Consider the following 25989-nt stretch of genomic DNA (forward strand, 5'->3'; position numbering starts at 1 on the left):
TGAGATTTTCCGGCCGAATTCCACGTCATTCAACGTGGTAGGGGAGAAGATATGGTCAAAGTCGTCGCCATCGGAACATCCGCCGGAGGATTGACGCCCTTGCAACGGTTCTTTTCTGCTGCGCCAGATCAAACCGACGTTTGCTATGTGGTGATACAGCATTTGCATCCGGGCTTTGAGTCCATGATGGACAAGCTCTTGGGGCGGCAGTCGAAAATCCGTATCAAAAAGATCGAAGACGGCGATCCGATCCAGCCCAATACGATCTACCTGAACAGCCCCTCAATCTATGTCGAGATCGAAGGCGACGAATTCCGCGTCCAGCCGTTCCTGAGCTCGGGCCATGTGCCGCGTCTGCCGATCGACCACTTTTTCATCTCGCTGGCCCAAAGCAAGCACCAGCCAATTGCGGCGGTGATCATGTCGGGCTCGGGCTCGGACGGGGCGAAAGGGGCTGGTGTCATCGCGCAGGCCGGCGGTCACGTCTTCGTCGAGGACCCCTCGGAAGCCGAATTCTCGGCCATGCCTAACGCCACCATCAAGGCCGTCCCCGAGGCCGAAGCCGCCTTTGCCGAAGACCTGCCCCAGTTGATCGAGGACCGCCTGTCCGGCATGCCGGTGCCCGCCATCGATGCAGATATGGAAAGCACTTACCAAAGTATCATCAAGCTGATCCATGACACCTATGGCCTGGATATCCTTGAATACAAACAGGAAAACATCAAACGGCGCATTGCCCGCCGCATGAGCCTGCGCGAAATCAAGAATGACGAAGACTATCTGGACCTACTGGAAAACGATGCAGAGGCCCTGACCGAACTTTACGGTGACGTGCTGATCAACGTGACCCAATTCATACGCGATCCGGCCTATTACCGGTCCCTGACCCAGTCTGTCTTCCCCGAGATGTTCCAGACCCTGAACGGCAACAACCCGCTGCGGATCTGGGTGCCTGCCTGCTCGACCGGCGAAGAGGCCTACTCGATCGCGATCGAGTTGAATGAGGCGATGGAAGAACTGGGGCTAGAGCCCAACTTCCGCATTATCGCCACCGATGTCTATGAACCCGCCATCAAGAAGGCATCGCTGGGGTTCTACAATGAGGACCAGCTGGTTCCTTTCAGCCCGCGCCTGCGCAACAAGTATTTCGACGTGTCCGGCGTCGGCTACCGGATCAAGAACACCCTGCGCCAGAAGATCATCTTTTCGGTGCACAACGTGCTGACAGACGCGCCCTTCTTGCGGCTGGACATGGTCTCTTGCCGGAACATGCTGATCTATTTCAGCGATCACGGGCAAAATCTGGCGCTGTCGAACTTCTTTTTCGGCCTCAAGCATGAAGGGTTTCTGGCATTAGGGCCTTCTGAATCAGCCAGCGTGCTGACAGAAAAGATGACCACCATCGACGAGACATGGCGCATCTTCCAGAAATCCAGCCCCCAGCGCCGGATCGAGCAACCCTCGCGCTGGAGCAACGATCAAGACCGCGACCAGAGCTTTCCCGCACCGAAACGCCCCGCGACACCGGCCCACCAAAGCCAGCCCGCGCAAGGCAGCGCAACCTCCAACGCCAAGATCCACGCAGGCTTTGATGCGATGCTGCGCCGTTATGCGCCCTCGTCCATTCTGGTCAACACCGCCCATGAGGTCCTGACGTGGTGCGGATCGGCGGGCCTTTACGTGGACGCCAAGGGTCAGACCGGCAACTGGACTGTGGACGCGGTTGTCCACCCCGCCCTGCATCCCGCGATTTACAAGGGCCTGCAAAGCTTTAGCGAACGGGACATCGAAGTTTTCGAAGACACCGTCACCGTCAAGCTGACCGAGACCGACACCCACAAGGTCCGCATTCAGGTCGAGCCTCTGGCCCTGACGCCCCCCTACCCCCGCTGCGCCGTGGTGATCCTGCACCGTCTGGACGACATCAACGAAGAGGACGAAGCCTACCTCAAGGCCGTCATGAAGGACGAAAATCTGGACCAGTTGCGCGGCCGGATCATTGATTTGACCCGTGACCTGCGTCTGACCGAAGAAAGCCTGCAATTCGTCAGCGACCGCCTGGAGAACCACGCAGCCTTGCTGCGGGCCTCGAACCAGGAACTCAGTTCGTCCAACGAAGAGTTGCAGGCCTCGAACGAGGAGCTACAGGCCTCGAACGAAGAGTTGCACGCGGTGAACGAAAAATTGCAGATGATCTCGTCCGATTTCGAAAAGCAAATCCAAAGCGAGGCCGAGCAGATCGACACCTATGAATTCGCGCTGGATATGATCGGCACCTCGGCCTTGTTCCTAACCCATGATATGCGCCTGTCGTCCTTCACCCGCGGCGCAGGTGAGTTGCTGGAACTGGTGAACACCGACAAGGGCCGCTACATCCGGTCCGTCGGCGTGAAAATGGATTTTGCCGATTGGGGTAGTCTGGGCGAACGGGCCATGACCACCCAGCGCCCTGTACAGGCCGAAGGGATGCTGAACGGCGTCAACGTGCGCCTGACCGTCAGCATGGCCCGCCCCCGTACGCTTCAGAAGAACGCGGTGGTCGCCGCAATCATCACAACGCTGGACTAAACCCGAACTGTCACAGCACAGAAAAAGGGGCGATGTTACCATCGCCCTAATTCGTGCACTAACTCAGAGAAACCTCTGGCTTCAGGCTGCGGGTGAACTTTGGGCGGTGACACCTACATCGGAACCGTAGCGCTGCGCGAGTTTGAAGAGCATGTCTTCGGTGAGCGGCTTGGTAATAAAATCCGAGAGCAAACTGCACCCTCTTGCAGCCGCCTCGTCCGCAGGGCAGATCGAGGAGGTCAGCATAACGATATTGGCCTTCGAGACAGGGTGATCGGACTTTTCTTGCAGCATCTGCAGCAACTCGATCCCGTCAAGGCACGGCATATTGTAATCAACGAAGATCAGATCGTATTCGACCTTTGGCAGGCTCAGCAGATGCTGCAGCGCCGCCTCGGGATCATGAATGGCATCAATCCGCCCCACAACGTCAGAACGTTTGCACAGTCGGCTGTACAGCATCACCTCAATCTCGTCGTCGTCAATAATCAAGACGGAAGAAAGAGCTTTGTCACTTCTCATTGCGCCTCTCCCACATGTAAGTCGATGTAAACTTCGGTACCGCCCTCGGGCAGGGCGTTGATCTCGACGGTGGTGCCGTGATTGCTGGCGATCCGCTTGCAAATTGAAAGCCCAAGCCCCGATCCCGATCCCTTCGCGTTCCGGTGTAACCGTTTGAACGGATGGAACACGATCCGGCGGTGCTTTTCATCAATGCCCATCCCATTGTCGAGCACGCTCAAGCGCACAGCCTTGCCGCCCGGCAACAGCCGCGTCTGCACCTGCACCGATATCGCCCCCTTATGGCCGGAAAATTTGATGGCATTGGACAGAAGGTTCTTTAGCAGCAGCTGCAACTGGGCCGCCGATCCCGCCACCTGATGAGGACAATCCAGATGGACATCGGCCCGGGCGCTTTCAATCATCTGCGCCAATTCATCCCGCGCCGCCTTAGCCACGGATGCCAAGCTGACGCTCGCCGCATAGGTCTCATCCGGCTTTGACGTGGTGAAATAAGAGCGCATGCCTTTCAGCAAGCCAATCATCCGCGCCAGACTATCCTCGCACAAATCCAGCAAAGCATGGGCCTCGTCCGGATTGCCGACCTCAAGCTCGTATTTGATCTCTTTCAGCGCCGATGAGGCCACATTCAGCGGCGACAGCATGTCATGGGACATGCCGAACATGAAATGCTCGAAATCATCGGTCTGGCGCGATTTTTCCGCCAGCTGCACGTAAAGACCCGCCAACTCGCGGAATTCGATCATCTTGAACAGAGGGCTCAGGTCTTCCAGCACCAACAGCATACGGGTCGCCGCCCCGTCCTCGCGCCGAGAGGCCGTCCCGCGGCACCGGAAATGCATCAACGCGCCCGAGGCGGTGGTGAAATGCACGATCCGGTCAATCATGCCATTGTGCCCGACATCTGCATCCAGAAGGCTGGCGGGGAAGTTCACCCGATCATTTTCCCATATGACCTCTGCCAGCGCCTCGGCGCTGTGGTCCCGATCCGCAGGATCGTAGCCAAGAACCAGCCAGAACTCGGGGCTGACCCAGACGTTCTGTGGCGCCTGCAAATCCCACACCCACATTCCATCATGGGACTGATGCGTCACATATCCTGCTAAAGGTGCCCCTGCGGCCACAACGGCTGCAAGCTCATCTTCAAGATAATGGGTTGTCTGTACAACCTGAAGCATGATCGCCTTCCGAAAAATGCGGGGTGCAGGGAACCGGACGAAACCAGAATCTGAACAAAAAAAGCCCAGACGTTGGGGCACACACCTCCCCGACAACTGGGCTTTTCGCTTCCCTAAAGGTCGGCCCTACACGACAATATTGCAAGTGCGATGTTTGAAAACGCTTTGCAGAAATCGGTTTTCGTCCGCTCAACGCAGCTTGAGCCAAACCCACGCAAACACCCCAAAATCCAAAACCCTGCAAAGAGACAAGCCCCACAACCATCCGTAATATACCAAAAGTTCTACAAAATTTCGGCTCGCCCCCTTTACCCTAGGGCAGCCATATCTTTCGGCACCGACAGCCCGTATCGCGATTCCTATACGGAAATTCGCAAACACAGCATTTTATACATGCAAATACGAATATCTCCGAAGGGCACTTAAACGCTATTTCGGATGGACCAAAGTCTTTCGGGCATAGCCATCGGAATGGGAATCAACGTGCCCCTATTGACCCAAACCCCTTTGCGTGCCGCCTTCTTCATCTTGGCACAAATACCTCGGGGTGCGGGGCAGAGCCCCGCCTCGCAACGCGCCCCAAGACCAGAAAGAAGACTGCTTACTCCTCGGCCTCGGCTTGCACCATCTGCACACGGCCGATCTTGCTGTTCCGGCCCAGATCGCTGTGCATCAGGATGCCGTCCTCGATATACAGCTTACTGACCCGATACCGGGTCCAATCGATGGCCCGCCCTGCCCCATCATGCTCTTTGGCAATCAGCAGATATTCTTTCCCGTCGATCTGGGTCAGGCGCAGATACTCGGGGTCGGCGTTTTCTTCCAGGTTCTTCAGAATGCCGCGGATCGCTTCGGGGTCCTTCAGACGCTCGACGGTGAAATAGCACGCCCCCTCATAGGCCGCGACACCGGTGCCCACGACCGCCGCCGCGATCAAGGTGGCAGGCGCGGTGGCAATCGCCGCCATCGCCCCCAGCGCGCCGCTGGACCCCCCAAGCAGACCCGAGCCCCCCGCGACCGAGGCCCCCGCCGCCGAGGTTCCCAACATCGTCGCGCCGGTCACCTCATGGGTCAGGGTGTAAAAGCTGACCGCCTTGGCGCCCAAGTCTGCCGCGTCCACATTCTTCACCGCAGCGCCCGCGCCACTGATCAAGGCACTGGGGCGATAATCGCAGACATCCGCCAAGGCAGGCGCGGCAGATGCCAAAAGCAGAGACGCAAGAACAGGAAGGGTGCGCATGACAGGTAGGCTCACTCAGGTAAGGGATCGGGCTGCATCTCAGCCGATATCGCGGAACAAGGGAATCCGGCACGAATGGCCGTTCAGACCCTCTATAACCAAAGCGGTAGGCGCTCTTACAATCACAGTTTGGCGATGGGCGGCTCTATTCCAACCCGATATGGCTCGCCACTGCTTCCCATTCCGGCTTTTCGCGCATAGCGGCCACTTTGGCCTTGTGCACGTCCAGCGCCTCGCGGTGCAGTTGCGCCAGTTCTGGGTCCGCCAAAAACCCGTCCAACAGCGCCTGCGCCTTAGGGGACAGGGTCGCGAATGCGAACTCCTCATCGCCTTGGGTGTTGTAGTTCTTCCAATAGTTGGACTGCTTGCCCAACCGGTCCGAGCCAACAACATCTCCGCGATCCAGCTTGACCATATAAGCCTCAGCACATTTGATGGCATAGTGGCTCATCTGCGCCAGATCCGTACTGCTAACTGCATCCAGCGCCTTTATGCGGCTATCCGTATAGTCCGGCCCCAGCCACCGGCCCGATCCATCAACCCATGTCAGCCCCTGCCCTGAGAAATCCGCCATATAGGGCCGGTGGTTGCGGCGCAGATCAAAGGATACATCGTTGCGGAACATGGTCTTCACTGCAGTCAGCACCGGCGTTCCCTCTTCACGGCTCGCACCATAGGATTTGCTCATCTGGGTGTAGCGGCTTTGGACCAGTTGATCATCCAGCGCCTTCTGGTTCCCCGACGAAAACGGCATCGACGAGAAAGAGACCGCGTGAAAATCCCCCGATTTGTCAGCGGCGGCCTTATAGAAATCCTCCAGCGTGCCATCGCCTGCCCTGATGTGCAGAAATTCATCCGCATCCGTGTGGTAAATCCAGTCCGCAGTCCGATAGTCACCGAACTGCTGCGCATAGCGCTGCGCCATCACCTGCCAGTTGCCTTTTTCGCGGAACATCACCTTCGGGTTCGGCACCTGAGTGACCCTGTGGAACCGCCCCAAACGCGACAGGATCGCATCGGTGCCGTCATCGCAGTCGTTGGTAAAAATCAGAAACTCATCCACACCGACTGACAGATGATGGGCCACCCACTCCAGAATATAGGGGCCTTCGTTCCGCATGGTAGAAACGATCATTACGGTTTCGCCGTTCATCATGGGACGTCATCCTCAATCAATTGAATTGCAGGTGCGGTACTGAAAAAAATTCACCCTAAGAACCGAAGGGCAAAGAAATAGTTTATAAAGATCAAATACCCGCTGCGCCTGCATCGGGCAATTTTCAACTGCAGCACTGGTGGATATCCCGACCCTATCCGAAAGAGATGCCCCCATATCGTGCTTGATATCGGTCCATATGGCCCATATATTAGGATCAAATGACCCTAACCTGAGGGCACAGCCATGCACAGCGCAGCGAAACCGCGCCAGACCGTTACCCAGACGCCGGACATGAACGCCGTGGCCCTAAAGGCCTACGGCCGCATTGCCAGCGCATGGGGCCTAAGCCTGAAAGAGGCCGCCGCCTTGGCCGATATGTCAGAAAGCACGTGGAAACGGGCGAAGAAGCCAGGCTTTACCGGTGATCTGACCAAAGACCAGTTGCTACGCCTGTCTGCGGTGGTGGGGATCTTCAAATCGCTAGAGCTTTACTTTTCCGAACCCGTCGCCCGCCTGTGGTTCACCCAGCCCAACACCGGCCCCTTGTTCGATGGGTCGCGGCCCGTGGACAGCGCGATTGACGGGGGCCTGCCCCATATCCTGAACATCCGCACCTATCTGGATGCCCTGCGGGGCGGTCTATGAAGACCACCCAGCTTTCGGACCGTGGCCTGATCCGTCTGTTGCCTGCCACCTATCACAAGCCCCCCGTCCTGCGCGGCCTTGTGGACAGCGACGAAGAGGCTGACCTGCTGGCCGAACTCGAAGGCTTGACCAGCGCCCGTCTGACAGCCGAGCGCGGCAAGAGCCCTCATTTAGACCCGCGCGAATTGGCTTGGCATCGCCGCCGCGCCGATCTGCGTGTTTATGGCGAAACCCATGTGAACGCGGCCTTCACCTACACCCGCACCGGCGGCAACCGCTTTAACAGCGGCGAGCGGGGCGCGTGGTATTGCGCGTGGGACGTGATGACCTCGGTCGCGGAGGTGGCATTTCACCGGACGCGCGAGCTGTCATATATCGGCATCTTCCAAGATGAAGCCCGCTATGTGGAACTGCACGCGGATTTCATCGGCCCCTTTGACGATCTGACCGACACGCCCGATCATCCGGCCCTACACCCCGACCCCGCCACCGGCTACCCTGAGGGGCAGGCGCTGGCCCAACAGTTGCGCCGCAATGGGTCGCGGGGGTTGATCTACCCTTCGGTCCGCGCACCCGAGGGCAACTGTCTGGTCTGCTTTGAGCCGCAAGCGATCCAGAACGTCCGTCCCGGTGCATCCTGGCTGCTGGTCTGGAACGGGTCCGAGGATTACGACCTGCGGCAAGTGGCCTAAGCTGCAGAGGCGCGATAGCCCTTGCGCTGCTTGACCCTCAGCAGGCGCTGATAGACCGTCACCGCCGCCCCGCGCCCGTCAAAGGTCTGCCGCTGCATTTGCCCCGCCGATCCGATGCGGCCCCAGTTGCGGACCAAGGCGATCTCTCCGAACAGGGTCTCTTCCAGCGACAGCACGTAGAACCGCGCCATATTGCGGGCGGCGTCACGGCGGGTCAAATAAAGAGGCGAGGGCAGATCATGGGACATAGCCCAGAGTCGCCCCGAAAGCCCCCTTTCGTCCAATGAATTAACGGAATCTGTCGCGCCCGTCCGATTCCGTTTGTTGATGTCAGGTGGTGGCCTCTTGCACGGCGATTGCGGCCATCGCCAGAATGGCGTCACGGCTGTCGGCCACGGCGATAAAGCGGCGGTTGTGACAGAACTTGCCCCCCTTGACCCCCGAGGCCGCCTCTAGTGCCCCGTCCGTCAGCCCCGCCCAAGAGGCAGGCAGATCGGCCCGCTGGTCAAAGGTGTCACTGCCCAAGCGGATGCCCATCAGCACCCAGTCGGTCGCGCGGGGATGGACGACAAACAGCAGATGATCCGCCCGCGCTGCCTTGATCGCTGACCGGAACGGCATGCCCTTTTGCAATTCCAGCACCCGCCCGGTCCCAGCAGCTTGAATGGCGTCCCTAACCATCGCATCGGCCCGCCGCTTGGCAGCCTCGGCGGCAACGGCGGCCTCGACAAAGGTACGGGCGATGTCCAAAGCGCGGGCAAAGGCCCGATCCTCGGCCCCGTCATCGGGATCATCGAATACCGGCTTCAGGCTTTCCAGCAGCACCGGCAAGGTCAGCTTCGACAGCAGCGGCCCCGCGACCGAAGGCTGCACCGCGCCATTGTCCATCAGGTCAATCGGCAGCACGCAATTCTGGTCCATCTTGTCATGGATCGCCGCGATATCCGCCTCTGGCACGCTGTGACTGCGCAGATAATCCTGCCCGTAGTGATGCCAGATCAGCCCGAAACTGCTGTACGGCCGCCCATCGGGCCGCAGGGGATTCTGCTGCTGGTGATGATCGAAGACCCCCCGCGCCGCATCATAATCGCGGCCCACATCATAAATCAGCCGCCCCGCTGCAGGGGTAATCCAGCCCTCATCTCGGGTGCGCACGATCTGCGCCTCAGGGTAAAGGCGCGTCAGCACCACAGAGCTGAGAAGCTCGTCGGCATGAAAGCCGCCCGAGTGGGTCACTAGATAAGAAATCGTCATAAAAACTGCTCGTTAACATGTGTTAAGCACCTCTAAACGGGCACTTTTCCACAGGTGTAGGGCTGCGGCGCCCGTCATTTCAACCCGCAGACGAATGCAAGACGCGCTTACACGACTAAAAACTGTAGGACTTGTGCATATCGGCCACACCCGACAGAGGCAAAGGGCAGTACTTAGGCACCGCTTTCAGTTTGAGCCCCGCACCCGCGGCATCGGACGCACCATCAAATGTTCGCAGAATTTTCGTTCTATTTGCAGAAAATGTGCAAAATTTTTTGTGAATCAGTCACGATATTTCCGCAAAAATGATGCGACAGAAACATGAGCTGTTTCGAACATTATTGCAGGCTGTCCGGCCCTTGAATTGGGATTTTGTAGACCTCCAAAATCATAGGATCGGAAAATGCTCTACCCATTCAGGACACAACCCTGAGGATGCTCGGCAAGAGCCACCCGACAAGAACACCCCTTTCAGGGCACGCAGGCAATGGTGAGATAAGAGATTGTACGATCGAAGACCTCAGACACCTTGACAGATAAGGGTAATTTCCCGCTTAAGTTGCATAAGAGTATGTGACTCTGTCCCGCTATGAGAGGAAATGCCGCTGGGGTAACATCAGAATTGTCCTCAGCGCATCAAATCAGCCGCCCGCCTTTAAGTGTTTGTTTCGATTCAGCTGCTTACAATCTCGGAAACGCGGATGATCCAGACGCTGCATAAATTACGACCAACCGCCCAAAAAGATGCAAAACTTGCGGGAATAAATCGAAACTTACTATACGAATGGATACGAACAGCGCATTGCAGGTTTCATCAAACCAGACTATCGCGAAAGATGCGTTTACCGGAACACACTTGGCCACGCTCTTGAATTATTTAAAGCATCTTTTCGGCACCTTTTGCTTGATTGCCATGACGGGCATCGCGCCCTTGCAGGCACAGCAAACTGATGACCCCGACATTCCTGCCGCCAAGGACCTTGCAGGCTATACGTTGGTAGGTGCAGATGCCGCTGATAATGCCCTGTTCTCGCTCTATCTGGACCCTGCGGGGGTAGCCGAATTCTCGTTCCAGTCAGGCACCCAGATCGCTGTGCCGTGGCGGCTGGCCTCTGAGGATGTGCTATGCTTTCGCTTTGCCCCCGACGCGAATGAGGAATGCAAGGCGCTGCCCCCTTTGGGCCGTGGCCGCGACTGGACGACCGTAACGGAATCGAATGGCGCATATGAGGTGAACGCACCCATTGGCCGCTCGCAGATTTTCATGGCCAAGCCGGGCCGCTTTGCCCACAACCCTGCGACCTATGACGGCAGCGTCCAGAACTGGGAAGGCAAGCGCGTTTACCTGCGTGATCACGACACCGGCGACATCCGCTATCTGGATTTCGATTTCGACGAAGAGGTGCGCTATACCGGTCCTGACAACACGCAGGCGCTGGGGCTGGTAAACCTCTCTGATCCGGACGAGATTTGTCTGGCCCTGACCGGCGCGCCGCCCCGCTGCCTTTACACCGTCAACCGCGACAACGTCCTGATGCTGGCCGATGGCCGCGGCCCCGACGCCGAGCCCTTTGCCGATGTGCTATACATCGCGCCGTTGGACAGCGGCTTTGCAGTGCCTGTGCTGCCCGCCAAGAACACGCCGCCCGAAACCCCACCCGAAGCGCTGGCCGATCCCGATGTGGCCCCCGAAGCGCCCGAGCCGTCATTGGCCGACAAAGCCCGTCTTGCCCTTCGGGACATGCTGTTCACCGAAGGAACCTTCTGGCTGACAGCTCCCGAGGTCGCGACCGAAATCGCCGCCGAGGCAGGTGGCACCCGCACCGCCGATATTCTGGCCGCCTTGCAGGACGCTTTGACCAGCGGCGCATTGGCGGATTTCGACCTTTACGTTCTGGGCTTGCAACTGACCAGCGGACGCATCGCGCCTGCGGTCGGCCCCTTTACGGACGAAGAAACGGCGACGGCCTTCAAGGCCGCCATGACACTAACCCCCATGGCCGAGGCGCAAACCTACGAACGCCAGTCCCCCGACCGCATCGCCGGCATCTCTGAGGGCTTCCTGCCGTTGGTTCAGAATGACGCGCTTTCCGCGGTCACCGGCCTGCGCGAACAAGAGGTTCACGTGGACAGCGGCTGCCTTTCGATCTGGGGCACTCAAGCTGCGGAAGATCTGGCCAGCCTGAAAGAAGGCGCTTCAGAGACGGTGATCCCTCCCCTGCGCCAGTCGGACTATGCCCAGATGGTCTGCCGCGCCGGAGCGCAGTTGGTGGTCTTTCCCGACAGTGCCCCCCGCTCGGACACGCAGTTCTTTGCGCGACCCGAAGAGGGCGTGTATCAGGTGCATTTCATCGCAGATGGTTGCACCGCACAAATGACGCTTGCCGAAAGTGGTGCGCCCCTATTCCTGACCGATGCAGGCGGCTGCGGTTTGCCGGTCATTGATCCCTATCTCAGCTATGGCGCGGGTCTCTTGGACCAGTTGCAACTGCTCTTGGCGCAGGACAAGGTGATCGCCGACGCACCCATTGACACGCAGAACGCAGCTGGACCGGTGCTACCCTACCAGATCACCACACGTGTGCTGCCGGAAAGCCGTGAAACCCTTGGGGCCCTGTGCCGCCTGAGCGTGCTACAAGATCAACTGCCCGCCACCGCCGCCCTTGAGGCCGCCCCCGAAAGCGCCGTCGAAATGCCCTTTGTCGAGGTCCATGCCAGCGTTGATCTTGGGGCACTGACCCTAGAGCCTGCCGAATCCGATGGCACCTTCCTGCGCTTTACCCTGAGCCAGCCGGTCTCATTGTGGGAGCGTCGGTGGGACACCCAGCACGAACTTGGCTCGCGCGCGGGGCAGACCGAAACGCTGAAGCTGGCGCTGCCTGACATGCTTCAGGCCGACGCCAGCACAGCCCTTCAGACCCTATCCCGCCTGTGCAGCGCCAGCGCGGCGGCCCGAAGCGCGCGCTAAGCGCATACGCTGCTTTTGCTCACGGCGCAGACGCACGGGGCTTAGCACCTCTGCGGGCTGGCCTTTGGGCATGGTCACATCCCCCTCAAAGCAGCCGCGGATCAGATCATCCAGCGCACCTCTTTTCTTCAGCTTGCCACTCAGGTGATGACCAAGGCGGTTGAAGCGATAGTGAAAGATATTCGGCCCCTTGGGAAACAGCGCCGCATGGAAATAATCCAGCCCGCGCCCACCCGAAAACAGGTAATATCGTGTGGTATCGTTCATAAAATCCGAGATCACGCCGACGTCGAACGATTTAATTCTGGCAATCGCCTTGCTCCAGCGATCTTCCCACGGCACCACACGGCGATCGACGCTGAACTGGGGTGCAAAGGCGACGCAGGCCTCAACAGGGAAATAGTGACCCGCCAGAATGGCGTTGAACCCGCCCATGCTGTTGCCGATGGTGAAGATCTTCCGCCCCTTGATATAAGGCGTGATCAGCTTTGTGATCACGTCGAAATCCAGCGAATTTCCCCATGAACGGGTCTTGTCAGTGATAAACACTGTCGCGGCGAATGCCTGTCCGGTGCCGTAAAATTCCGGTTTCTGGATATGTGTATCCTCAACCCGATGCCCGAGACCTGTGAAAGACAGGATTACAGAATCTGCTTTGTCTGCTTCGGTATTTTCGACCACCGAGATTTTCAAATGGTCGTCTTCATAAATATCAATCATCAATAAACTTCGCCCACGTCGAGACTCGACCGGATCAAACGCTAATCCGGAGGAGATAACTTATGGTTAATAGAAAAAGGCCAGTTGGCGAGTTCTGTAAAGATGAAAACAACCACGGCGCGAAATTAGCTTAATCACAGCGATTCTCCGCCGCTCGGCAGCAAGACATTGCCGACGGTTACAAACGGGTAGCCACCCCCCCAATCGATGCTGCACCTGCCGCATTTGGCCACGTCTTACGGTCAAATAGCCTAAACATTTGATCGACAGCGCCAAGGCATCAAGCCGCTTGTTCTGCGAGACTTTGGGGGTTCCCAATCCTGCGGAGGAAAGCGTCATGGCCACTGATACCAGCCTTAGCCTTCAAGCCCTGGCAAACCGGGTCATGCAGGACCCCTCCAGCACCACGCTGGCCGATCCTCTCAGCGCGAACCTGTCCGCGCTCGGGGGCGCGATCACCTATAATCTGGGCAGCAGCAGCGCCGATGCCGACGGGATCTCGGAGGCCCGCGCCGAGGTGGTGCAGCAGGCACTGGCCTATATCTCGAACACCACCGGCATCCGCTTCACCGAGGTGAGTGGCGACAGCCTGATCACCTTTACCGATGATGAGGCGGGCGGCTTTACGCGCTATTCCTACTGGCCCGACACCAACGACATGTTCTCGGCGCAGGTGAATATCTCTGAGGCGTGGTTTCAGGGCTCGACCAGCAGCACGGACTACTATTTCCAGACTGTCCTGCACGAGATCGGCCACGCGCTGGGGCTGGACCATCCCGACGAATACACCACCTTCACCTACAACCCTGATGTGGCGAACGACAACTGGCACACCTCTGTCATGAGCTATGCCGCCCCCTCGCAGTACCAGACCGAGGGGCTGAGCTATGCGCAGACCTATTCGGTTGCGGATATGATCGCCCTGCAACAACTTTACACCAGTCAGGTAGCGCAAGTGGGGGCAAGCACCGGCTATCAGATCCTGTCGGGAGACACGGTTTACGGCTTCAACACCTCGCTTGATGGAAACCTCTTTCCGGTTCTGTCCGCGCTGGCCGACAATGCAGGCAGCAATTTCTACACGCTGGCAGATGCAGGCGGCATTGACACGTTGGATGCCTCGGGTTGGAGCATGGATCAGGACATCGACCTGACCATCACACAGGCAACCGCCACGTCGGCCACGTCCTCCTCCATCGGCGGGGGCACAGACAACCTTTTCCTTGCCGCTGGCACCGTGATCGAGAACGCCTCGACCGGCGCGGGCGATGACCGGATCGTCGGCAACACCGCAGCGAACGACCTCTCTGCAGGCGACGGCGACGACCTGCTGTTCGGGATGGCAGGCAATGACACCCTGACCGGCGGCGATGGCAACGACGTCCTTTATGGCGGCGACGGGAACGATCTGCTGCAAGGCGGCGCAGGCAACGAGATTTTCATCCTTGAGGCAGGCAATGACACCATTGACGGCGGCGCAGGCATCGATTGGCTGACACTGGCCGACCGCGACGGGGTCCATGTGAACCTCTTCCGCGGTACTGTCTTTGATCAGGACACCGGCCGCGACACCATCATCGGGATCGAGAATGTCTCGGGCAGTTCGGGCGACGACTATCTGACCGGCGACGACAACGACAACCAACTGATCGGGGCCGATGGCAATGACCGCCTCGCGGGTGGCGGCGGCGATGACATGCTGCTTGGGGGCATCGGCGCGGACCGGCTGCTTGGGGATGAGGGCAACGACATCCAGCTTGGCGGTGACGGCGATGATCGCCTTTACATCGGCGCGGGCGACGATGTGCTTGAGGGCGGCGACGGCGTCGATTGGGTCTATTCCGACCCCGACGGCGCGAATGTGATCGATCTGTCGAACACCGGCACCCAGAACACCGGATTTGGCAATGACAGCCTTACTGAGATCGAGAATATCTCGGGCTCGCGATATGGCGATGCGCTGACCGGCGATGATGGTGCCAACAAGCTACGCGGCAACGCAGGCGACGACACTCTTTATGGCAATGGCGGCGCGGACAATCTGCTTGGCGGCAGCGGCAACGACATGCTGGACGGTGGCGCAGGTTATGACCGGATGATGGGCGGCAGCGGCGATGACACCCTTTACGGTCAGGACGGCAATGACCGGCTTTGGGGCGGCGATGGGGATGACCTGCTGGATGGCGGCGCGGGCGATGACATCCTCTCCAGCGACGCAGGCAATGACACACTGATCGGCGGCGACGGGCAGGACACCTTGCGTCTTTACGGACGCACAGACATGCGCGTCGATCTGGCGGCAGGCACGGCCACAGGGGATGCTACCGGCACCGACATCCTTTCGGGGATCGAGAACGTCATGGGCTTTAAGGCCGATGACCATATCACCGGCGACGATGGCGCGAACCAACTTAGTGGCGGCGCAGGCAGCGACACGGTGATCGGGGCGGGCGGCGATGACATTCTTTGGGGCGGCGCGGGCAACGACAGCCTGCTGTCCGGTCTGGGGAATGATCTGATGGGCGGCGGCACAGGGCACGACAGCCTCTGGGGCGGCGACGGGGACGACACGCTGGCAGGCGGCAGCGGCAACGACCTGCTTGTCGGCGGCCTCGGGACAGATCAGATGACCGGCGGCCAAGGCACGGACATCTTCCGCATCATGCTAGGGGATGGCCTCTTGACCGATGTGATCCGCGATTTCACCATCGGCACCGACCAGCTGCAATTCGAGCTGGACGAAGACGACGAAACCGGCCTGCTCTTCAGCCAGTCGGGCAGTGGCCTGACCGTGACCTACGGCACCTCAAGCGTCTATCTGGACGGGGTCGAGGACGAAGAGGTTCACGCAGACCTGCTCAGCTTCGGCTGACCCCTTGGCTTGCGCACGGCATGCAGGATCAGGCTCTGGCGATGGCTTCAGGGCCTACGGAGCTGACCGTGCGCAGCTTGACGATCACCGCCAGTGAGACCGCGGTCGAGACCAGCGTAGCCGCCAGCGCGATCAGCAAAACGGTAATCAGGCCAGCGAAACCGTTGATCAGCCCGTAGACCACCAGCGCGGTCAGCGGGATATGGATTCCGACAAAGGCCACAGTCATTAATTGAAATGTGAGTTTGTCGATCCGGCGAAGTGCAGTTAGCATGAGAGGATTACCTTTGTTCCCTTGTGTTAGTTTGACTCACAAAAATAAGGTACAAAGTTGACCGGACAAATCTGCCACGAAATTTCGCTAATGGCTACCGGCGATCGGCAAGCCCTGCAGAGGTTATACAAACTGACCTCTGAACGCATGTTTGCAATTTTAATGCGAATTCTTCGGGATCGGGCTGACGCAGAAGACGCCCTTCAGAACGTATATATAAAAGCATGGCGAGGAGCGCCAAGCTTTGATGTGACGCGCAACGGCGAGGCGTGGCTGGCAACGATCGCCCGCAATGTGGCAATCGACAGTCTGCGCCAGTCCCGTAAGCGTCTGGATGAAGACGGGGAATTAGACATGGTGGCGGATCCGACACGATCGACCAGCACCATACATCAGATCCGCGCGGACCTGCGCAGCTGTCTGGCCACTTTGGATCAGACACATGCGACAGCTGTGTTGCAAGTCTACATGTACGGGCTGTCCTATCAGGATGTGGCCGACACACTTGGCACCCCCCTCAATACCGTCAGAACATGGCTGCGCCGTAGCCTGCTGAAACTTCGCGAATGTCTGGAAAGTGCCGATGACCTCTGACCAGCCCCTTCCTCTGGCCGCCGAACTGGCGATGGGCCTGCTTCAAGAAGACGAAGCCCATAAGGCCGAGCGCCGCCGCGCCACCGACCCTGCCTTCGACGCAGAAGTCTGGTGGTGGGAAGAGCGTCTGGCAGGTTGCTTTGCCAACTTGCCCCCGCAAAAAGCGCCCAAAGGCACCTACGACAAGATCGAAGCCCGCCTCTTCGGCGCCCCCGACACCGCCAAAGCCCCCGACAAGGGTTTTGGCTGGAAACCGGTGGTGGGCGGCATCATCGGGGTCAAGGCCACGCTTCTGGCAGCCTTCCTGATCACCCGCGCGCTGAACACCGAAACCCATGTCTATGACACGGGGATCGGCCAGATGACCCTGCGCTGGAACACCCAATCGGGCAGCATCCGCAGCCAGAGCGCCGCGCAGACCACCCTGCACATCTGGATCAAAACCCCTACGGGCTACAGCTATCTGGGGAACGCAGGCCAGAAACTGAGCCTGCCCTTTGCTTCAGGAACCGTACTGGCCCTCTCGGCCGACGGCCCCCTTAGTAAGGCCCCGAAAATGCTGGCCGAACATCACTTTACGCGCGAAGACTAGGCTTCTTTATTGCATAAATACTCACATTCCCGCCGCTGCCAGATGCGCCACAGCGGGGATGTGATAGCCTGCCTAACACCATACTGCACCCACCCGCCGCCGCGCCAAATGGCGGCAACGGGGTCAATTGCCTCTGACTCCTCATAGTGCCTGAAATTTCCGCCGAAATCCGCCCCCAGTAGGGGCGATGCGCCGGTTTTCCCCTCTTTTCCGCGAAGCAGAGGCAAGAGATCATAGGGCCAGAGCGGGCCACTGCGCCGCCGGTTTTATATGTTTTTTTGATTTACAGGTTTTTTGCCATGCCTTCTTCGACCTCGGTTCTTGACCGCTATACAGCCCTGACCATCGCCGGAAGTTTCGCCCATGTGGTGTACGGAGAGGACCGCCTGCCCTCATCCTACCGCGGCAAAAGCGATAACGGGTTGGATGATGCCTATAACAGCTTTCTGGCCCTGCAAGGCTGGACCGTCCTGACCCCCACCCTCTCAGGCAGCGGCGCATCCTATGCGGCGGGCGGGCTTTATAGCGGCGATACGGGCGGCGGCGATTATGACGCCCAAGCCCTTGTGGCTGAGACCGTGCTGGCAGACGGCACCAAAGTTGTGACCCTCAGCTTTCGCGGCACCGATGACAACACCAACGCGGTGCTGGGACAGGCCTTCACCAAGAACGGGCTGCAAGGCTATTACGACGGGTTTGAACCCCTGATCGACGCGGTGATCGCCTATGTGAACAAATCCTCGAACGGAGTTGATGCGCTGGTGGTCACAGGCCACAGCCTTGGTGGCTCGATGGTGGATACCTTCATGATGCAGGACGCCTCGCGGGTGTCGAACAGCGTGGATCTTGAAGCGATTGCCGTGGGCTCGGCCGGTCTGGTCAGCAGCATGGTCAAGAACGTGGACCTCAGCGACTATACTCTGGTGGCCAATGACGGCGATCTGGTGGTCTATCCGGGGCTGGAAAGCTGGTGGGTGCCGACCGCTGTTCTTAGCCGGAATGAACACCCCGACGGCACGGTCCTGACCTTCGAAATGCAGAACCTTGACCGTCTGGACGACGTGGCAAACTGGTGGTCCACCGATTACATCGTCGGCCTGCAACACGAGAGCAAGCTCTACTACGAGAACACTCTGGCCCTGACCACCGACCCGCTGAACGGCTATTTCAGCGGCAATCTGGTGATCATGGGCAATGGCAGCGATGCAGACGGCGACAACGTCGAGGCCTCGGGCAATGACAGCGACGATCCCAGCGCCAATGACAACGGCAGCGCCGCCCTGAAAGGCACGGGCGACGCCGATTACATCATTGGCCGCGAAGGCAATGACGAATTGCTCGGGTTTGGCGGCGACGATCTGCTGTCGGGCGGCGCGGGTAATGATACCGCAAAGGGCGGCACCGGCTACGACAAGCTGCATGGGGGCGTCGGGCAGGATGCTCTTTACGGCGAAGGCGGCAACGACCACCTTTGGGGCGGCGCAGGCGATGACACCCTGTCGGGCAGCGTGGGTAATGACACGCTGGACGGGGGCAGCGGCGATGACCGACTGTTCGCGGGCAGCGGTAACGACCGTGCCTTTGGCGGGGATAGCAACGACCTGCTACGCGGCGGCGGCGGGCTGGACTGGCTGTGGGGCGATGACGGCAATGACACGCTTTACGGCGACACTGGTGCGGACAAACTGCGCGGCGGCACCGGTGCCGACCAGTTGCACGGCGGCGCGGGAAGCGACAACATCACCGGCGGCGGCGGCGACGACCGCCTGTATGGGGATGGCGAGAACGACTTTATGCAGGGCAGCGGCGGCAACGACTCGATTTACGGCGGGGCTGGCAACGACCGTCTGCGTGGCGATGCGGGCAATGATGTGCTGCGAGGCGGTGACGGGGCGGACAAGCTGTTCGGCGGCAACGGACGCGACAGCCTGAAAGGCGACACAGGCGCCGATTTGTTGCGTGGCGAAGGCGGGAACGATGTGCTGCGCGGCGGGGCCTATCACGACACGCTGGTGGGCGGATACGGCAATGACTTGCTGATCGGCGGGAGCGGACGTGATGTGTTTGTCTTTGCCGAAAACCACGGGCGCGATGTGGTGCGGGATTTCGAGATCGGGATCGACCGTATCCGCTTTGACGGGCTCTCAAACAGTGATCTGAGCCTGAGCTACAAAGGCGATGACACGGTGATCAAAGGCGATGGGCTGGAAGTGATCCTGCGCTCTGTGCATCTGGATGATCTAAGTCACAGCGATCTGTTTTATAACTGATCTTTTGATGCCCGAACGGGTTGGGGGCGCTGCCCCCGGCCTTGCGGCCTCCCCCGAGGTATTTTTGCCAAGATGAAATAGGGGCCCGCCTGCACAGGATTGGTGCGCGGGTGGATGTAGGCGTGAGTTTTGGGCGGGCTATATATGTGGGCAGTTTAGGAGGCTGCCATGAGTTGGAACCCGATGAGCGCCCACGGGGGCGATGCGCTTGAGACCCTGATCATTCCGCGGGCGCGGGATATTGGCGGGTTCGAGGTACGGCGGGCGTTGCCCTCGGCCCAGAGGCAGATGGTGGGTCCGTTTATTTTCTTTGATCAGGTGGGACCGGCGGAGTTTGTGACGGGTTCAGGTCTGGATGTGCGGCCCCATCCGCATATCGGGCTTGGGACGGTGACATATCTTTATCAAGGGGCCTTCGAGCATCGGGACAGCACCGGCGCGCAGCAGGTGATCGCGCCCGGAGATGTGAACTGGATGATTGCCGGAAAAGGCGTGACCCATTCCGAGCGCACCGGGCCGGAGGTTCGGGCTGCGGGACATGGGTTGTTCGGGGTGCAAACGTGGATCGCCTTGCCGGAGCGGGATGAGGATATGGACCCATCGTTCGAGCATTTTGGCAAGGGGGCTTTGCCGGTATTGCGGGATGGTGGGGCCTCGGCCCGCGTGATTTTAGGGCAAGCCTATGGGGTGAAAAGCCCTGTGACTATGCCGTCCGAAGCCTTCTATCTGGATGTGACCTTGGAAGCCGGTGCTGGTTTTCCCTTGCCGGACGAGCATGAGGATCGGGGGATTTTCATCTTGGAAGGCGCCATCATTGTAGCAGGGCAAAGCTATGATGCGGGGCAGATGATGGTATTCCGGCCCGGTGACGGGATGTCTGTGCGGGCAGGACCCCAAGGGGCGCGGTTGTTGGTACTTGGGGGCGCGACGATGAATGAGCGCCGCTACATCTGGTGGAATTTCGTGTCTTCTTCAAAAGAAAAGATCGAAGCTGCGAAAGAGGCTTGGAAACGGGCCGATTGGGACAACGGCCCGTTCCGCCTGCCGCCCGGAGACGATAAGGAATTTGTCGCGTTGTAAGGCTTTAGCCGCTAGAGGCCTGCATTTTCGCCATTGCCTCGGGCGAGATCGAAACGGTGTCCGTCGCGGGTTTTGCAGGGGCTTGCGCTGCGGGGGCGGCAGCAGGCGCGGCATTCGACGTTGCGGCCATGACGTGTGCTGCACCCGAGCAGCTTGAGCAACCAGATACGCCCATATGTATGTCTCCTCTTCGTTTCGCTGCCTGTTGCAGCATACTTTGAGAGGAACGGGACGTGCGAAAATTCGTTTAATCACGGCCCTGTGAGGGGGGGGCAGCACCTGCGCGCTGCCCCTTGTTGCGTTACTTCAGGGCCGCGTCGGTGATCGCCAGCGTGTAGGCGCCTTCGGGCGCTTTGGTGATCACGGGGTCCGAGCCGCCTGCCAGCAGGGTGGCCACGGTGCGCTCATAATCGGCGGGGTCCAGCGTGCCGTCCGAGCCTGCGGTCAGCTTGGCCACTTCGCCCATCATGTAGATCTGATGCTCTTCGGTTTGGGCGCCGGTCTCGTCGTTGTCCAGAACGATCATAGCCGCGTCTTCGGGGTTCTCTTCGGCCCATTTCCAACCCTGCATCGAGGCGCGGACGAAGCGGACCATTTTGTCCTCAAAGGCGGGATCGGCCAGCTTGTCTTCCAGCACGTAAAGGCCGTCTTCCAGCGTGGCGACGCCCACGTCTTCGTATTTGAAGGTGACCAGTTCATCCGCGGTCACGCCTGCCTCAAGCACCTGACCGTATTCGTTATAGGTCATGGTCGAGATACAGTCCGCCTGACGCTGCAGAAGCGGGTCCACGTTGAAGCCTTGCTTCAGCACGGTGACGCCACCCTCGCCGCCTTCGGTCGAGATGCCCTCTTGGCTCATCCACGACAGGAAGGGATATTCGTTGCCGTAGAACCAAACGCCCAGAGTGTGACCGGGGAAATCGGCGGGGCCGGTGATGCCGCTGTCTTTCCAGCAGGTCAGCATCAGGCCCGAGGATTTGAAGGGCTGTGCGATATTGACGATGGGCAGGCCCTTTTCGCGGGCGGCCAGCGCCGAGGGCATCCAGTCGATCATCACATCCGCGCCGCCGCCTGCCAGCACCTGACCGGGGGCGATATCGGGGCCACCTGCCAGAATGGTGACGTTCAGGCCCTCGGCCTCATAGAAGCCTTGCTCTAGCGCCACATAGTAGCCGGCGAACTGGGCTTGAGTGACCCATTTCAGCTGCAAGGTGACGTCATCGGCGGCATAGGCGCTGGTGGCGGTCGTCAGGGCGGCCGCTGTGGCCATCAGGTATTTTCTCATTGTCGACTCCTTGTTGGCGTTGATCCGGCTTTTGCGCCGGTTAGTGTTTTCTTTGCGAGGGGTGCCAGAAGGTCACCCAAGCCTCGATCTTGGCGATCAGCCCGTAAAACAGGCTGCCCGCAATGGCGGCGACCACGATCTCTGCCCAGACCATATCAAGGGCAAGCTGACCGACCGAGGTCGAGATTCGGAAACCCATCCCCTTCACGGGAGAGCCGAAGAATTCCGCCACGATAGCACCGATCAGGGCCAGTGTAGTGGCGATCTTCAGGCCGTTGAAGATGAAGGGCATGGCCGCAGGGATGCGCAGTTTCAGCAGGGTCTGCATGTAGGACGCGCCATAGGTGCGCATCAGATCGCGCTGCATGACGGATGTATCGCGCAGGCCTGCCACGGTGTTCACCAGCATCGGGAAGAACACCATCACCACGACCACAGCGGCCTTGGACTGCCAGTCAAACCCGAACCACATCACCAGAATGGGCGCGGTGCCGACAATCGGCAGGGCGGCGACAAAGTTCCCCACGGGCAGCAACCCGCGCCGCAGGAAATCATAGCGGTCCACGATGATCGCCACCAGAAAGGCAGATCCGCAACCGATCAGGTAGCCCGCCAGCGCACCTTTCAGGAAGGTCTGCTGGAAATCGCCCCACAGCACAGCGGTGTTCGCCTTAAAGGCGGCAAGGATCGCGGTGGGCGCGGGCAGGATCACAGGCGGCACGTTCAGGCCGCGCACCAGCACCTCCCACATCAGCACAACGGTCAGGCCGAAGAGGATCGGCACCGAGATCCGCGCCGCTGATGTGTTGGCCCCCCGGCCATTGGCGATGACAGTATTCAGACCCCATCCGGCAACCCAGATGATCAGGGCGAAAAGCACATAGATCATGCCTGTACCCCCATGCGTTTCAGGGTCTTGCCCTCAATCCAGCCGATCAGCGCCACCAACAGGGCGGCCATCGCGGCGGCAAAGAACAGGGCGGCCCAGATTTGCTCGGTCTGCCCATAGTACGAGCCCCCAAGCATCCGCGCCCCAAGACCGCCGCGCTGAACGGGAAGCTCGCCCACGATGGCGCCGACCAGCGATGCGGCGATCCCCACTTTCAGCGAGGTGAACAGATACGGGACCGAGGACGGCAGCCGCAGCATCCAGAAGGTTTGGGATTTGCTGGCGTTATAGGTGCGCAGAAGGTCCAGTTGCATGGCGTCAGGGCTGCGCAGGCCTTTGACCATGCCCACGACCACAGGGAAGAAGGACAGATAGGCGCTGATCACGGCCTTGGGGATCAACCCCTGAATACCAAAGGAATAGAGGACCACGATGATCATCGGGGCCAGCGCCACGATGGGGATGGTCTGGCTGACAATCGCCCAAGGCATCACCGACATATCCATCGTCTTGCTATGGACGATCCCGACCGCCAGCAGCACCCCAAGCCCTGCGCCGATGGCAAAGCCAAGCACCGTGGCGGAAAGGGTGATCCAGCCGTGATAGATCAGGGATTTGTTCGACAGGCTGCCCGATTTCACAAGGCCGCGGCGCCCGTAGACCTCTTCGTTCCATGTGCTGTTCCATAGCTCGGCCACGATCTGGTGCGGTGCGGGCAAGCGGGCGCGGTCTACGGACCAACTGCCGCCCAAGACGCCGCTGTTCTGGGCCATCAGGGCAAAGCGTCCCATCTCGGCCCGCTCGCGTGCGCCTTCGGGCGAGACGGCAACCCCAGCCCGCTCGGCGGCGGTCAGGGTTTCCTGCACGTTCATCGGCACGCAAGCCACGTACCAAAGCGCGATGATCGCAAGGACCACCGTCAGGATCGGTCCGGCCTTAGTCATCAATATGCCCCGCACGCAGACCTTCGCGGACCCGATGGGCGATCTGGATGAACTCGGCACTATCACGGATGTCCAAGGGACGTTCGCGCGGCAGCGTGCTTTCGATCACATCCGTAATCCGCCCCGGACGGGGGGACATGACGACGATCTTGGTCGACAGATACACCGCCTCGGGGATCGAGTGGGTGACAAACCCGATGGTCTTTTCCGTCCGCGCCCACAGCTTCAAAAGCGCCTCATTCAGCTTGTCGCGGACAATCTCGTCCAGCGCGCCGAAGGGTTCGTCCATCAGCAGGATATCCGCGTCAAACGCCAGCGCCCGCGCGATAGAGGCCCGCTGCTGCATGCCCCCCGACAATTGCCACGGGAACTTTTTTTCGAAGCCCGACAGGTCCACCAGATCAAGGGTCTTGCGAACCCGCTCGGCCTGATCGGATTTGGAAAAGCCCATGATCTCCAAAGGCAGGCGGATGTTGCCGCCGATGGTGCGCCACGGGTACAGACCCGCCGCCTGAAAGACATAGCCATAGGCGCGGGCCTTGCGGGCCTCATCAGGGGTCATGCCGTTGACGGTCAGGGTGCCGCTGGTGGGATGCTCCAGCCCCGCAATGCAGCGCAAAAAGGTGGTCTTGCCGCAGCCCGAGGGACCAATGAAGGAAACGAAATCCCCTTTCTCGATATTCAGGTTTACGTCACGAAGGGCCTGTATCGGCCCATCATTTGACTGGAACGTAAGGTTAAGCGCTTTGGCTTCGATGACGCTCATCCGGTCTTCTACTTTCTTTTACACGCCCGTCGCAGGAATGCCGGTGCGCTCGACAGGGCGCGGGGACGTTAGTTCTTTCCAAGTGGACAAGGCCTTGTTGACGGCGGTGTTGGCTTCGCGCTTGACGAATTTGCCATGACCTTCCTGCGTGCGGATTTCCCCGTCGTGGATCGCCACATGGCCACGGGTCAGGGTAAAGCGCGGCAGTCCTTTGACCTTTTGCCCCTCGAACACATTATAATCGATGGCAGATTGTTGCGAATTTGCCGAGATGGTTTTCTCCTTTTCAGGGTCCCAGACCACCAGATCCGCATCGGCCCCCACCAGAACCGCGCCTTTTTTCGGGTAACAGTTCAGGATCTTGGCGATGTTGGTCGAAGTGACCGCCACGAATTCATTCGGCGTCAGGCGGCCCGTGGCCACCCCTTGGGTCCAAAGGACAGGCATCCGATCCTCAAGCCCGCCGGTGCCGTTGGGGATCTTGGTGAAATCGCCCACGCCAAAGCGTTTCTGGTCGGTGGTGAAGGCGCAGTGATCCGTCGCCACAACCGACAGCGAGCCCGACTGAAGACCCGCCCAAAGGCTGTCCTGATGCTTTTTGTTACGGAAGGGCGGAGACATCACGCGGCGGGCGGCATGGTCCCAATCGGCGTTGAAATATTCGCTTTCGTCCAAGGTCAGGTGCTGGATCAGCGGCTCGCCCCAGACGCGCTTGCCGTTCATGCGGGCACGGCGGATGGCCTCGTGCGCCTCTTCGCAAGAGGTATGCACCACGTACAAAGGCACGCCCGCCATATCGGCGATCATGATAGCGCGGTTCGTTGCCTCGCCTTCAACCTGCGAGGGGCGCGAATAGGCGTGGGCCTCGGGGCCGGTATTCCCTTCGCGCAGCAGCTTGGCCGAGAGTTCGGCAACCACATCGCCATTCTCGGCATGGACCATCGCGATGCCGCCAAGCTCGGCCAGACGCTGGAACGAGGCATACATCTCATCGTCATTCACCATCAGAGCGCCTTTATAGGCCATGAAGTGCTTGAAGGTGTTGATGCCGCGATCCTTGATCACGCTTTCCATCTCATTGAAGACCTGCTCGCCCCACCATGTGACCGCCATGTGGAAGGAATAATCACAGTTGGCGCGGGTGGATTTGTTGTCCCACATCTTCAGGGCATCGTGCAGACCTTGGCCGGGGCTTGGCAGGGCAAAGTCCACCACCATCGTCGTGCCGCCTGCCAGCGCCGCACGGGTGCCGCTTTCGAAATCATCGCTGGAGTAGGTGCCCATGAACGGCATCTCTAGGTGCGTGTGCGGATCAATCCCGCCCGGCATCACATAACAGCCGGTGGCGTCCAGTTCCTTGTCGCCTTTCAGGCTCTGCCCGATTTCGATGATGGTGCCGCCGTCGATCAGCACGTCGGCTTTGTAGGTGAGGTCGGCGGTGACGATGGTCCCGTTCTTGATAACAGTGGTCATAATC

At 59.6% G+C, this 25989-nt stretch carries 23 protein-coding genes; 9 read left to right on the forward strand and 14 right to left on the reverse strand.

What is annotated here, in order from left to right; translation table 11 throughout:
* Positions 1-51 precede the first annotated feature (51 nt).
* Positions 52-2568 (forward strand): chemotaxis protein CheB, encoded by a 2517-nt coding sequence (locus CLV74_RS12455; protein WP_106265232.1) that lies wholly within the window; start codon positions 52-54, stop codon positions 2566-2568.
* 81 nt (positions 2569-2649) lie between these two features.
* Here the strand turns inward: CLV74_RS12455 and CLV74_RS12460 are convergent, their stop codons facing one another.
* The 4 genes from CLV74_RS12460 to CLV74_RS12475 all read right to left on the reverse strand — a co-directional run bounded on the left by CLV74_RS12460 (position 2650) and on the right by CLV74_RS12475 (position 6664).
* Positions 2650-3090 (reverse strand): response regulator, encoded by a 441-nt coding sequence (locus CLV74_RS12460; RefSeq protein ID WP_106265234.1) that lies wholly within the window; start codon positions 3088-3090, stop codon positions 2650-2652.
* Positions 3087-4268, reverse strand: a complete 1182-nt coding sequence (locus CLV74_RS12465) for a sensor histidine kinase (protein ID WP_106265237.1) — start codon at positions 4266-4268, stop codon at positions 3087-3089. Before CLV74_RS12465 ends, CLV74_RS12460 begins: the two co-directional genes overlap by 4 nt.
* 601 nt (positions 4269-4869) lie before the next feature.
* A complete protein-coding gene (locus CLV74_RS12470) occupies positions 4870-5508 on the reverse strand; it encodes a hypothetical protein (RefSeq protein ID WP_106265238.1) in 639 nt (212 codons plus the stop codon).
* Between the two features lie 145 nt (positions 5509-5653).
* Positions 5654-6664 (reverse strand): glycosyltransferase family 2 protein, encoded by a 1011-nt coding sequence (locus CLV74_RS12475; protein ID WP_106265239.1) that lies wholly within the window; start codon positions 6662-6664, stop codon positions 5654-5656.
* A gap of 246 nt (positions 6665-6910) precedes the next feature.
* Between CLV74_RS12475 and CLV74_RS12480 the strand changes: the two genes are divergently transcribed.
* Both CLV74_RS12480 and CLV74_RS12485 read left to right on the forward strand, forming a co-directional pair.
* Complete coding sequence (locus CLV74_RS12480) at positions 6911-7312, forward strand: antitoxin Xre-like helix-turn-helix domain-containing protein (RefSeq protein WP_106265241.1); 402 nt, start codon at positions 6911-6913, stop codon at positions 7310-7312.
* On the forward strand, positions 7309-8004 hold the full coding sequence (locus CLV74_RS12485) for an RES family NAD+ phosphorylase (protein WP_106265243.1): 696 nt from the start codon (positions 7309-7311) through the stop codon (positions 8002-8004). The genes CLV74_RS12480 and CLV74_RS12485 overlap by 4 nt, the downstream gene beginning before the upstream one ends.
* On the opposite strand, the gene CLV74_RS12490 is transcribed toward CLV74_RS12485, so the two are convergent.
* On the reverse strand, positions 8001-8252 hold the full coding sequence (locus CLV74_RS12490) for a WGR domain-containing protein (RefSeq protein ID WP_106265245.1): 252 nt from the start codon (positions 8250-8252) through the stop codon (positions 8001-8003). The genes CLV74_RS12485 and CLV74_RS12490 overlap by 4 nt on opposite strands.
* An 82-nt stretch (positions 8253-8334) precedes the next feature.
* Entirely contained in the window at positions 8335-9258 is a 924-nt protein-coding gene (locus CLV74_RS12495) for an MYG1 family protein (RefSeq protein WP_106265247.1), read from the reverse strand.
* Positions 9259-10162: 904 nt separating this feature from the next.
* On the opposite strand from CLV74_RS12495, the gene CLV74_RS12500 reads away from it, so the two are divergent.
* Positions 10163-12226: a hypothetical protein gene (locus tag CLV74_RS12500; RefSeq protein WP_146134951.1), complete on the forward strand. Its 2064-nt coding sequence runs from the start codon at positions 10163-10165 to the stop codon at positions 12224-12226.
* Here the strand turns inward: CLV74_RS12500 and CLV74_RS12505 are convergent.
* A complete protein-coding gene (locus tag CLV74_RS12505; RefSeq protein ID WP_106265251.1) occupies positions 12179-12946 on the reverse strand; it encodes an alpha/beta fold hydrolase domain-containing protein in 768 nt (255 codons plus the stop codon). The two genes, CLV74_RS12500 and CLV74_RS12505, sit on opposite strands and share 48 nt — an antisense overlap.
* A 337-nt stretch (positions 12947-13283) precedes the next feature.
* Between CLV74_RS12505 and CLV74_RS12510 the strand changes: the two genes are divergently transcribed.
* Positions 13284-15818, forward strand: a complete 2535-nt coding sequence (locus CLV74_RS12510; RefSeq protein WP_106265253.1) for a M10 family metallopeptidase — start codon at positions 13284-13286, stop codon at positions 15816-15818.
* Positions 15819-15846: 28 nt separating this feature from the next.
* Here CLV74_RS12510 and CLV74_RS12515 read toward each other — a convergent pair whose 3' ends face one another.
* A complete protein-coding gene (locus tag CLV74_RS12515) occupies positions 15847-16092 on the reverse strand; it encodes a hypothetical protein (RefSeq protein WP_146134952.1) in 246 nt (81 codons plus the stop codon).
* A gap of 90 nt (positions 16093-16182) precedes the next feature.
* Here CLV74_RS12515 and CLV74_RS12520 point away from each other — a divergent pair, with 90 nt between their 5' ends.
* From CLV74_RS12520 to CLV74_RS12535, 4 genes are all read left to right on the forward strand, one after another.
* Positions 16183-16686: a sigma-70 family RNA polymerase sigma factor gene (locus tag CLV74_RS12520; protein WP_106265259.1), complete on the forward strand. Its 504-nt coding sequence runs from the start codon at positions 16183-16185 to the stop codon at positions 16684-16686.
* Positions 16676-17278: a hypothetical protein gene (locus CLV74_RS12525; RefSeq protein WP_106265261.1), complete on the forward strand. Its 603-nt coding sequence runs from the start codon at positions 16676-16678 to the stop codon at positions 17276-17278. The genes CLV74_RS12520 and CLV74_RS12525 overlap by 11 nt, the downstream gene beginning before the upstream one ends.
* 299 nt (positions 17279-17577) lie before the next feature.
* Positions 17578-19548 (forward strand): alpha/beta hydrolase family protein, encoded by a 1971-nt coding sequence (locus CLV74_RS12530; RefSeq protein WP_106265263.1) that lies wholly within the window; start codon positions 17578-17580, stop codon positions 19546-19548.
* 168 nt (positions 19549-19716) lie between these two features.
* Positions 19717-20628 carry a pirin family protein gene (locus CLV74_RS12535; RefSeq protein ID WP_106265265.1) on the forward strand — a complete coding sequence of 304 codons (912 nt, stop codon included), beginning with the start codon at positions 19717-19719 and terminating at the stop codon, positions 20626-20628.
* A gap of 4 nt (positions 20629-20632) precedes the next feature.
* Here CLV74_RS12535 and CLV74_RS22835 read toward each other — a convergent pair whose 3' ends face one another.
* From CLV74_RS22835 to hydA, 6 genes are all read right to left on the reverse strand, one after another.
* Complete coding sequence (locus CLV74_RS22835; protein WP_170108040.1) at positions 20633-20803, reverse strand: hypothetical protein; 171 nt, start codon at positions 20801-20803, stop codon at positions 20633-20635.
* 126 nt (positions 20804-20929) lie between these two features.
* On the reverse strand, positions 20930-21913 hold the full coding sequence (locus CLV74_RS12540; RefSeq protein WP_106265267.1) for an ABC transporter substrate-binding protein: 984 nt from the start codon (positions 21911-21913) through the stop codon (positions 20930-20932).
* Between the two features lie 40 nt (positions 21914-21953).
* Complete coding sequence (locus CLV74_RS12545) at positions 21954-22802, reverse strand: ABC transporter permease (RefSeq protein WP_106265269.1); 849 nt, start codon at positions 22800-22802, stop codon at positions 21954-21956.
* Positions 22799-23746 carry an ABC transporter permease gene (locus CLV74_RS12550; RefSeq protein WP_106265271.1) on the reverse strand — a complete coding sequence of 316 codons (948 nt, stop codon included), beginning with the start codon at positions 23744-23746 and terminating at the stop codon, positions 22799-22801. Before CLV74_RS12550 ends, CLV74_RS12545 begins: the two co-directional genes overlap by 4 nt.
* Positions 23739-24512: an ABC transporter ATP-binding protein gene (locus CLV74_RS12555; protein WP_106265273.1), complete on the reverse strand. Its 774-nt coding sequence runs from the start codon at positions 24510-24512 to the stop codon at positions 23739-23741. The genes CLV74_RS12550 and CLV74_RS12555 overlap by 8 nt, the downstream gene beginning before the upstream one ends.
* An 18-nt stretch (positions 24513-24530) precedes the next feature.
* Positions 24531-25985: a dihydropyrimidinase gene (gene hydA, locus CLV74_RS12560; protein WP_106265275.1), complete on the reverse strand. Its 1455-nt coding sequence runs from the start codon at positions 25983-25985 to the stop codon at positions 24531-24533.
* Positions 25986-25989 lie beyond the last annotated feature (4 nt).

The sequence above is a fragment of the Donghicola tyrosinivorans genome (assembly GCF_003003355.1).
GTDB lineage: Bacteria > Pseudomonadota > Alphaproteobacteria > Rhodobacterales > Rhodobacteraceae > Donghicola > Donghicola tyrosinivorans.

Bases quoted from the DNA above. Each gene is read 5' to 3' on its own strand.
- CLV74_RS12455 (WP_106265232.1), top strand. From the start codon at position 52: ATGGTCAAAGTCGTCGCCATCGGAACATCCGCCGGAGGATTGACGCCC.
- CLV74_RS12460 (WP_106265234.1), bottom strand. From the start codon at position 3,090: ATGAGAAGTGACAAAGCTCTTTCTTCCGTCTTGATTATTGACGACGAC.
- CLV74_RS12465 (WP_106265237.1), bottom strand. From the start codon at position 4,268: ATGCTTCAGGTTGTACAGACAACCCATTATCTTGAAGATGAGCTTGCA.
- CLV74_RS12470 (WP_106265238.1), bottom strand. From the start codon at position 5,508: ATGCGCACCCTTCCTGTTCTTGCGTCTCTGCTTTTGGCATCTGCCGCG.
- CLV74_RS12475 (WP_106265239.1), bottom strand. From the start codon at position 6,664: ATGATGAACGGCGAAACCGTAATGATCGTTTCTACCATGCGGAACGAA.
- CLV74_RS12480 (WP_106265241.1), top strand. From the start codon at position 6,911: ATGCACAGCGCAGCGAAACCGCGCCAGACCGTTACCCAGACGCCGGAC.
- CLV74_RS12485 (WP_106265243.1), top strand. From the start codon at position 7,309: ATGAAGACCACCCAGCTTTCGGACCGTGGCCTGATCCGTCTGTTGCCT.
- CLV74_RS12490 (WP_106265245.1), bottom strand. From the start codon at position 8,252: ATGTCCCATGATCTGCCCTCGCCTCTTTATTTGACCCGCCGTGACGCC.
- CLV74_RS12495 (WP_106265247.1), bottom strand. From the start codon at position 9,258: ATGACGATTTCTTATCTAGTGACCCACTCGGGCGGCTTTCATGCCGAC.
- CLV74_RS12505 (WP_106265251.1), bottom strand. From the start codon at position 12,946: ATGATTGATATTTATGAAGACGACCATTTGAAAATCTCGGTGGTCGAA.
- CLV74_RS12510 (WP_106265253.1), top strand. From the start codon at position 13,284: ATGGCCACTGATACCAGCCTTAGCCTTCAAGCCCTGGCAAACCGGGTC.
- CLV74_RS12515 (WP_146134952.1), bottom strand. From the start codon at position 16,092: ATGCTAACTGCACTTCGCCGGATCGACAAACTCACATTTCAATTAATG.
- CLV74_RS12520 (WP_106265259.1), top strand. From the start codon at position 16,183: ATGGCTACCGGCGATCGGCAAGCCCTGCAGAGGTTATACAAACTGACC.
- CLV74_RS12525 (WP_106265261.1), top strand. From the start codon at position 16,676: ATGACCTCTGACCAGCCCCTTCCTCTGGCCGCCGAACTGGCGATGGGC.
- CLV74_RS12530 (WP_106265263.1), top strand. From the start codon at position 17,578: ATGCCTTCTTCGACCTCGGTTCTTGACCGCTATACAGCCCTGACCATC.
- CLV74_RS12535 (WP_106265265.1), top strand. From the start codon at position 19,717: ATGAGTTGGAACCCGATGAGCGCCCACGGGGGCGATGCGCTTGAGACC.
- CLV74_RS22835 (WP_170108040.1), bottom strand. From the start codon at position 20,803: ATGGGCGTATCTGGTTGCTCAAGCTGCTCGGGTGCAGCACACGTCATG.
- CLV74_RS12540 (WP_106265267.1), bottom strand. From the start codon at position 21,913: ATGAGAAAATACCTGATGGCCACAGCGGCCGCCCTGACGACCGCCACC.
- CLV74_RS12545 (WP_106265269.1), bottom strand. From the start codon at position 22,802: ATGATCTATGTGCTTTTCGCCCTGATCATCTGGGTTGCCGGATGGGGT.
- CLV74_RS12550 (WP_106265271.1), bottom strand. From the start codon at position 23,746: ATGACTAAGGCCGGACCGATCCTGACGGTGGTCCTTGCGATCATCGCG.
- CLV74_RS12555 (WP_106265273.1), bottom strand. From the start codon at position 24,512: ATGAGCGTCATCGAAGCCAAAGCGCTTAACCTTACGTTCCAGTCAAAT.
- hydA (WP_106265275.1), bottom strand. From the start codon at position 25,985: ATGACCACTGTTATCAAGAACGGGACCATCGTCACCGCCGACCTCACC.